This is a genomic window from Pseudomonas sp. 2822-15, assembly GCF_002742515.1.
GTDB classification, from domain to species: Bacteria; Pseudomonadota; Gammaproteobacteria; order Pseudomonadales; family Pseudomonadaceae; genus Aquipseudomonas; species Aquipseudomonas salomonii.
On sequence record NZ_LJRY01000042.1, the window covers coordinates 1 to 308 of the forward strand.

1 protein-coding gene is annotated in these 308 nt (G+C 39.6%); it reads right to left on the reverse strand.

Annotated elements, in window-relative coordinates:
* Positions 1–308, reverse strand: a 308-nt coding sequence (locus AOA59_RS00170) for a carbohydrate ABC transporter permease (protein WP_143522715.1), incomplete at both ends; no start/stop codon positions are given.

The window sequence follows — 308 nt, forward strand, 5'->3', positions numbered from 1 at the left end:
ACAATATTCCACATCGCCCCCCCATCCACTTCTCGTAATCTCGCAATACCAATTGGTAGCGTACGAGCACTATCTGACGTCGTCATCACTAATGGCCAGAAGTAATCATTCCATGTACTAATGAAGCTAAATAATGCAAATGTAATTAAAACTGGTTTTGCCATGGGAACCATAAGTTTATAGATAATCTTCCATTCACTCGCTTTGTCTAACCTTGCTGATTCGAGTAATTCTTCAGGAACCTGTTTAAATGATTGCCTTAAAAGAAAGATACCGAACGCGCTAGAAGCAAATGGTAAGATTAACGC